The sequence below is a fragment of the Asaia sp. SF2.1 genome, from assembly GCF_000505765.1.
Classification (GTDB): Bacteria; Pseudomonadota; Alphaproteobacteria; order Acetobacterales; family Acetobacteraceae; genus Asaia; species Asaia bogorensis.
The window spans coordinates 19,195-27,437 of the sequence record NZ_AYXS01000034.1 but is presented as its reverse complement, the minus strand read 5'-3'; the positions used below and the strand labels follow the sequence as shown (position 1 = coordinate 27,437).

General features: G+C 58.6%; 6 protein-coding genes and 1 pseudogene. 4 read left to right on the top strand and 3 right to left on the bottom strand.

Annotated features, from left to right (window positions below; translation table 11 throughout):
• The 3 genes from P792_RS0119380 to P792_RS31335 form a co-directional block, all read right to left on the bottom strand.
• Nucleotides 1-728 (bottom strand): phage terminase large subunit (locus P792_RS0119380; RefSeq protein WP_200863483.1); only part of this gene is annotated, 728 nt, incomplete at its 3' end.
• Nucleotides 715-1,152: a hypothetical protein gene (locus tag P792_RS31345; RefSeq protein WP_023979314.1), complete on the bottom strand. Its 438-nt coding sequence runs from the start codon at nucleotides 1,150-1,152 to the stop codon at nucleotides 715-717. The genes P792_RS0119380 and P792_RS31345, both read right to left, overlap by 14 nt.
• A 574-nt stretch (nucleotides 1,153-1,726) precedes the next feature.
• Nucleotides 1,727-2,236, bottom strand: coding sequence for a hypothetical protein (locus P792_RS31335; RefSeq protein ID WP_023979312.1), 510 nt, complete (start codon nucleotides 2,234-2,236; stop codon nucleotides 1,727-1,729).
• Nucleotides 2,237-2,565: 329 nt separating this feature from the next.
• Between P792_RS31335 and P792_RS31330 the strand changes: the two genes are divergently transcribed.
• From P792_RS31330 to P792_RS37660, 4 genes and pseudogenes are all read left to right on the top strand, one after another.
• Nucleotides 2,566-3,150, top strand: coding sequence for a helix-turn-helix domain-containing protein (locus P792_RS31330; protein WP_235075487.1), 585 nt, complete (start codon nucleotides 2,566-2,568; stop codon nucleotides 3,148-3,150).
• 469 nt (nucleotides 3,151-3,619) lie between these two features.
• Nucleotides 3,620-6,784, top strand: coding sequence for an efflux RND transporter permease subunit (locus P792_RS31325; protein ID WP_023979310.1), 3,165 nt, complete (start codon nucleotides 3,620-3,622; stop codon nucleotides 6,782-6,784).
• Nucleotides 6,784-7,965 (top strand): efflux RND transporter periplasmic adaptor subunit, encoded by a 1,182-nt coding sequence (locus P792_RS31320; protein WP_023979309.1) that lies wholly within the window; start codon nucleotides 6,784-6,786, stop codon nucleotides 7,963-7,965. The genes P792_RS31325 and P792_RS31320 overlap by 1 nt, the downstream gene beginning before the upstream one ends.
• Nucleotides 7,962-8,243, top strand: a pseudogene (locus tag P792_RS37660) (secretion protein); the annotation flags it as partial. The gene P792_RS31320 and the pseudogene P792_RS37660, both read left to right, overlap by 4 nt.

The following is an 8,243-nucleotide window of genomic DNA, read 5'->3' as shown; positions in this document are numbered from 1 at the left end:
CCCCGCCAAAGCGCACCCTCGATAACGGTCTGATACTCCCCCAGCAGAAAACGCCTCCGATCGCGTTCGGGCAGTGCATCCAGCTGGCCCAGATAGGCCTCGCTAAGATTGGCCCGGTTCTGCTCAGGGTTCATGACCATCGAGGCATAAAGCGAGGGGTCCGCATGACGCATCCCTGACCGTGGCTCGATGCCACTCTCGAAAACGGCGTATAACCAGTGATCGGTCGCAGGCGGATTGGCGTCGATATATTCCCGCGGCATCAATCCACAACGCTGTGCGAGACGCGTCAGCAACATGTTCCGCGCGCCATAGCTTATCTGACTGGCTTCATTCAGATAGATCGTCGCAAATTCCAGCCCGAGAATTTTCTCTGTCCGCGCTGAGTCATCCAGCCCCCCAAAGAGGATCGACGACCCGTTGGGAAACAGGATCCTGTTGCTCTGCCCGTCCCATTTGTACCGATGCTGCGGAAAGCAGCATTGCATCACTTTCGGAAACGTATCTTGGATGATGCTGGCTCGCAGTGCATTCTGGCGGTGCCTGAAGACGCCATGCCGCGAGTGCGGCTCCCGCAAGGCCCTGACAACCAGCGCCCGGATCAACACAAATGTCTTGCCCGAGCGCGATCCTCCGCGAAGAAATATGTGGCGGGCCCTTCCCCCGAGCAGCCGATTGGCCTCTTCCTGAACCGGTGTCAGCGCAAAACGCGACTCAGAGCGTGTCATCACCCTCGCCCAGGGTCAGTTCCGGCTCGGGCTCGTCACCTTTTCTTGGCACATCCCTGAAGCTCGCCGGGCGATGCGCCCGCAGAAGCATACGCAGCAACCCGTCGCTGTAGCGTTTGCGCGTCACCGGATTACCCTCGGCATCACAAACAAGCCGCCCCCCGTAAAGCACCGGCTCTTCGTAGCCATGGATGGCTCTCCGCCTGGCCTCAGCCTCTAGAAGATCTGTCGCCTCCTCCAGTGCCTGCTTCCATTTCTCACAAAACAGTTCATCGCCACGGCGCCAGTTATAGGCCGTCTTGCGATCAATTCCCGCGGCACGTGCCGCCTCCGAAACATTGGCGCTCTTTCTGAGATGATCGAGAAAGACGCTTTGCAAGCCCTTGCCTCTGGGGCGCCCCCGGATGGCGCTTCTGCTGTCCATTCCAACTCCGTTGCCTGAGCCTGAGGAGTGGTGCGTCGAAAAAAACCTGTCCGTGCCAATATCGAACCCGGCTCATGATAATACCGGATCCCAAATCGAGACCTGCCATGAGCCTGATAATGGCATCGCATACGCCTCGTAGCCTGCAGCATCAGGTATGACGCTGTGCTGACCCCTACCGTCACAATCACAGATGACATCGACGGCGCGACGCCAAGGATCCGATCCCTTCTCGGTCTTTCTCTGCCATCTCATGCCTGAGGCGCTGTCTGATCAACGCGACACAGGCAGGACGAACAGAGCCCAAGCGTACGAGGCCTGCCTTTTTGCGAAGGCAAGGCACTGCCCTTACCCTCATATCGCCCGAGGGCAGGTTCGCTTCTGCGATATCACTCCACCCCAAGGGCAGATCCGCGCGATGGCGCAATTCCGAAGCTGCAATCACCGGGCTCAGAACAGCATTTTCCAAACCGGTATGCACAACGACAAACAGGTAATTTCTGCACACAACCACATCCCCGACGTTGATGTCGGGATTTGTCATATCTAATTATTTCAGCATGTATTATTTATACTATATTTTATGAATTTTTGCAATATTTTTATTATTATAATATCCACAGAGCCATTCCAATGCGAGAGCACATTGTGCTGCGGTCTTGGTTCTCGCCTGCGCGCGTGCCCCTTCAGGGAAAATCAACCGTGCCATATCAGGAAAACTCATCTCCCTGATCAGCATCATCTCGATCCGGCTATGCAGGCTATCCCCCATGAGCATGTGGAGCTGTCTTAACCGCGCTGCGCACTTGCCCCGTCCGAGCATCCACGTGTGGATATCGCCTTTCTCCGTGGCCCTCCGCTCCCCTTGCGCTTCGACCACCCCCCTCTCGGCGTAGTCATATTCTGCGCGCCAACGTTGCGCCGCCGCCACCTCGTCGTCTCCGATATCGCCAGCCTTATACAGCCAGGCCACTGTCGACCACAGCCGAAGCGCCTCACCCTCCTTCCTGAAATGATGACGACACATCCTCTCAGGCGTTGGCATGTTCTCTTCCCGAACCCGATCCGCCTCGCTCTTCGTCATCCCAATCCTGCCCCCCCATATCCAGACGCCGCATAATTCAGCCTGACCTTCGCACCACTTCAGATTACCGGACGTGCCGCCCCATACCCGCAAACCTCGTGATAAGCCGGCGCTTCACCCTCGGGCCACAAAGCGCCCCAACTCACCTTGTGACCTGCCGGCAGCGCTCCAGACTCATCGCGGTCATACTCCAGGGCCACCACCCTGCATCGCGTGATTTCCGATGCACGCACGACCAGCTTGGAGATAGGCTTATTCACGTCTTGGCCGGATGATGCGCCATTTAAAGAACGCCCCCTTTTGCGCTCTGGCCTGAGCCCCACCCTCGCATGACGATCCATGCTCATGAGCATTCTCGCCAGTTCGGCACCGGTCGTGGCCCGACTGGGCTTTTCTGCGGACATTTTCATGATACCCACCTGATTCACCCCAAAATATGGCTAAATGCCATAAGTTCAATCATGCTTATGACTGATAATTCCCCTCTGGATTTGGCAATGAGCCATTGCTATGAATGCCTCATGGCCAAAAACAAACGTCCCGACTCGCTTGCGATCGTTCAACGCGCCATCGGGCGTCGTATCACCTGGGCAAGAGAACTCGTCTTTCCCAATCAGAGCGAATGCGCGCGCCTACTGGGCGTGGATGCCTCGACCCTGAACAAGATTGAGAAGGGCGATCGCGCGCCAAGCGTGTTCCTCATCATGTCTCTCTCCAATCGCTTACGGGTCTCGACCGACTTTCTCCTGAAAGGGGTGCTGAACGGTCGCACGGATGAAGAGATGGCTCTCCGCCTGGCGGCTCTGCACCCAGAGTTGGTACTCCAGCAGCAGGACATGGCGTCTCACATGGACAAAAGCACGCCTTGCGACATGCAAGAGGCGCCCAGGAAACAAGATCAGGACCATTCTTAGCGTCCTCGTTTTTATCGCACATCCGGAAAACAGCCTTCTTCGTACGCAGACATAGCGCCTGAAGCGGGACGCAGCAAGAACAAAACGAGAACATACGCGTTCTCAACCATTCCTTGCGCCTCGCGCCCTTGCGTTTTGATCAGCAACAACCGACCAGCTGCGCCTTGAAGCCGAACTGACTTCTGGACGATTAACGTCTTATTAATGGCATTGTGCCATAAAGTCAAGAATAGATTATGGCGATAAGCCACAAGACCGGTGCAGATGCGTTCTGCAACCATTCTCTAAAACAACATTTATGCGACATTTTATGTCAGCGCCTATACGATCCGAAGATGAGTAATCTGGATAAGTAATGATCAGCGTCAACGCTACGCTATCATTTTCTTAATGTTAATTCAGATTAATGCAACAACATAAACTGCCGTAAGGCATCTTCCCTTCGTACGAGAAGAGAGCGCATGAATTCATGAACGCCATCGTCGTAACTGCCTTAAGGCGGCCCCTGACCTTTGTCGTCTTTTCGATCCTGATTCTGATGTTTGGAATCATGTCGATCTTCAAGACGCCAACCGACGTGTTCCCCGAGATCAAGGTGCCTGTCGTTTCGGTCATCTGGACCTATCCCGGTCTGCTGCCGAACGAATTCGCCGGGCGAATCACCTATAATTTCGAGCTGGCAGTCACGACGACTGTGCAGAACATCGAGCATATGGAATCGAATTCCTATTACGGGCGTTCGATCGTCAACATCTACTTCCAGCCTGGCACACCTGTCGGTACGGCTGAAGCAGAAGTGACAGCCATTTCACAAACGATTCTCCTCGGCCTGCCGCCCAAGGTGCCGGCCCCGATGATCGTCGCGCTCGATCCCTCACAGGTTCCTGTCATCGCGCTTCAGATCACCTCCGAGAAACAGACACCTTCCGATCTGTTCAAACTCGGCGTCATCCGTGTTCGTCCGCTCCTTGCCACCGTTCCCGGCGCCGTCGTCGCCCATCCCTATGGTGGCATGGACAGCTTCGTGATGGTGTCTCTCAATCAGGAACAGCTTCGCGCCCACCACCTCTCGGCTGCGGATGTTCAGGCAGCTCTTACCGCACAGAACATCGTTCTCCCTGCAGGCGACCAGAAGATCGACGCCACGGATTGGATGGTCCAGACCAACGCTGCGCCGGAATCGATGGAAGACATTGCTGCCATCCCGGTCAAGCGCGTTGGCAACGCCGTCATCTATATCCGTGACGTGGCCGATGTGTATCGCGGCGGTCATCCCCAGACCAACCTTGTGCTCGTCAAGGGTCGTCAGGCCGTCGAGATGATCACCCAGAAGGGTGGTACGGCCTCGACGCTCGACGTGGTCTCCGCCACCAAGGCCCTTCTGCCACGCCTGCGCGCCATCCTGCCCCCGGACGTTCAGGTCTCCATCCTTGCCGATGCCTCGGTCATGGTGAAGGAACAGATCAAGGACGTGGTCCGTGAAATGATCACGGCCTCCATCCTGACCGGCATCGTGGTGCTGCTGTTCCTCGGTTCGTGGCGTTCCACCGTCATCATCGCCACCTCCATCCCGCTTGCCATTCTCTGCTCGATCATCGGGCTCGGCTGGGCGGGTCAGTCCATCAACATCATGACCCTTGGCGGTCTTGCCCTCGCCGTCGGTATCCTCGTCGACGACGCCACCGTGATGATCGAGAACATCGATACCCATCTCGAAATGGGCAAGGATCTCGAACTCGCCATCATCGACGCCGCCAACCAGATCGTCATCCCCACCTTCGTTTCCACCACCTGCATCTGCATCGTGTGGCTGCCGCTCTTCGAGCTGTCCGGGGTCGCGGGCTATCTCTTCATGCCCATGGCGCTCGCCATCATGTTCGCCATGATCGCGTCCTTCATCCTCTCGCGTACCCTTGTGCCCACCATGGCGAAGTTCCTCCTCGCCGGTCAGGTCCACCATGCCCACGGCCATGACGACCACGCCCCGGCGCCCAAGGGCTTTTTCGGCCGCTTCCAGCGTGGCTTCGAGCATCGCTTCAACAATCTCCGCGAAGGCTACAACACGCTGCTGACACGCTGCGTGGCCCGTCGCGGCATGTTTGTCGGCGTGTTCCTGTTGATCTCCATCGCTTCGCTGGGTCTCTATGGCGTCGCAGGTCGTGACTTCTTCCCCGAAGTCAAATCGGGCTCGCTGCAGATGCATATGCGTGCCCCGCTCGGCACCCGTATCGAAGTCGCAGGCCGCATCGCCGCGCTGGTCGATAATCGCATCAACCAGCTCCTGCCGGGCAAGGTCGAGAACATCATCTCCAATTGCGGCCTGCCTGAAGGTCCGCACAACCAGGCCTTTATCCCCACGCCGACCATCGGCACGCAGGATTGCGATCTGACCATTGCGCTCAAGGATGAGGAATCACCCGTGTGGGATTACCGCGCCCTGCTCCGCAAGGATCTCTCGGCACGCTTCCCCGGCACAGTGTTCACCTTCCAACCCGCCGACCTGACCGACAAGATCCTGAATTTCGGTTCGGCCGCACCGATCGACATCCAGCTCTCCGGCCCCAGCGTCTCTGATAACTACAATTACGCCAAGCACCTGATCGGCAAGATCCGCCAGATCCCGGGCACGGCCGATGTCGTGATCCAGCAGACGATGTCCACCCCCACCCTCATGGTGAATGGCAACCGTACCTTCAGCCAGGCCACCGGTCTGAGCGAGAACGATCTCGCTACGAACGAACTGCTCACCCTCGCGGGTTCCGGCGTGGTCGATCCCCAGTTCTGGCTCGATCCGGTCGATAACGTGACCTTCCCGCTCAACGTCTACACGTCGCAGGACCAGCTCACTCACCTGAACGACCTGCTCACGGTTCCCATCGACAAGGGTGACGGCAACCCCAACGACCAGACGCAGCTTCTGGGCGCCATTGCCGATGTCGTGCCTACCGGCACACCGGGCGAGGTCTCGCACTACAACTCGATGTCAGAAATCGACATCTACGTGAACGTCGAGGGCACCGATCTGGGCAATGTGCTCGACGCCGTAAACGACACCATCGCCAAGGATGCCCCCAACCTGCCGCGCACAACAGCGGTCGATGTTCATGGTCAGGCCACCACCATGCATGGTGCCTATGTCCAGCTCGTCTTCGGCCTCTGCGTCTCCGTCGTGCTGATCTATCTGCTGATCGTCGTGAACTTCCAGTCCTGGCTGGACCCGTTCATCATCATCACGGCCCTCCCCGGCGCATTGGGTGGTATTGCCTGGGCCCTGTTCCTGACCGGCACCCGCCTGTCGGTTCCCGCCCTTACCGGCGCCATCATGTGCATGGGTACGGCCACCGCCAACTCGATCCTCGTCGTGTCCTTTGCCCGTGAGCGCCTCGAGGTTCATGGCGATGCACTGCGCGCTGCCATCGAGGCCGGGTACGGTCGTATCCGTCCGGTTCTCATGACCGCGCTCGCCATGATCGTCGGTATGATCCCGATGGCCACTTCAAACTCCACCAATGCGCCGCTTGGTCGCGCCGTCATCGGCGGCCTGATCGTGGCTACCATCTCCACCCTGCTCTTCGTGCCCTGCGTCTACGCGATCCTGCACAACCGCTCTGCCCGCCAGAAGGAAACCGTCTAATGGCCACCTCCCCCAAGATCATCGCTGTTGCGGGAGGATGCGTCCTCGCGCTCTGGGTCGGCGCCCTCGTTGTCGGTCGCGTCCACCACAATCACGCCCTCGCCACCGAAACGGCGCAGAACGCCATCCCGAATGTCGCGGTGCTGAACCCCATCCAGTCGCCTGACAAGGTGGCCCTCACCCTCCCCGGCAATATCGATGCATGGTATCAGGCCCCGATCTACCCGCAGGTCTCGGGCTATGTGAAAATGTGGTTCAAGGATTACGGCGCCCATGTGAAGGCTGGCGATGCGCTGGCCGAAATCAACGCACCCGCGCTGGATGCGCAGTACGCCCAGGCTCAGGCGGACCTAAATGCGGTACTCGCCAAGTACCACCTTGCCGCCGTCACAGCCGAACGCTGGCGCGCGATGGGCAAGTCGCAATCGGTTTCAGGCCAGTCGGTCTCTGTGTCGAACGCCAACGAGCAATCGGCCAAGGCCGAGGTCGATGCCGCCCAGCGCAATGTCGATCACTTTGCGGCCCTCGAGAAGTTCAAGACCATCGTGGCCCCCTTCGATGGCATCGTGACATCGCGCAGCATCAATGTGGGCGATTACGTCCATGATGGTGGCGGCAATCTCAACAGCACGGGTGCAGCGTCCGAGCTGTTTACCGTGGCCGACGTGCACAAGCTGCGCCTCTTCGTGTCCGTGCCGGAAGTGTTCTCCTATATCCTCCAGCCCGACATCACCGCCGATGTCAGCGTGCCCCAGTTCAAGGACAAGAAGTTCCGCGCGAGCTTCCTGACCACAGCACGCGGCTATGACCCGAACACCCGCACCGTGACCTCGGAATTCACCATGGAAAACCCCGGTGAGGTTCTCTGGCCCGGCACCTTCGCCTCGGTCCAGCTCAAGGCCCACAACGAAACGGCCCACCTTTTCGAGGTCCCGACCTCCGCCCTCGTCTTCGAGGAAAAAGGCATGCAGGTCGTCGTCGTGAATGACGACAACACGGTCCACTACAAGAACGTCGTCGTAGGCCGCATGGCGGATACCTCAACCGAAATCCAGGCAGGCATCTCGCCCAAGGATCGCATTATCGCCAACCCGCCAGCCGACCTGCTGGAAGGTGACAAGGTCAACGTCACCACACCCCAGCGCGGCTACAACCAGTCCGGATTCGGGGCCTCGGAATGACCACAAGCAAGATCAAGAAGCTGGCTCTGGCCTGCGGCACGGTTCTGACAGCCTTCGGTCTGTCAGCCTGTGACCTCGCGCCAACCTACAAGCCGCCCACCTTCGTCGTGCCAGCCAGCTGGCACGGCCAGGGCCCCTTCGCCACAGCCACCCCGGCCGATGCCACGCTACCCACAAATTGGTGGACATTGCTGAACGACCCGCTTCTCAACCAGATGGAAGCGACGCTCACAACCTCCAATGCTGACCTGCAGGCCGCAGCCGAACGCTTCATTCAG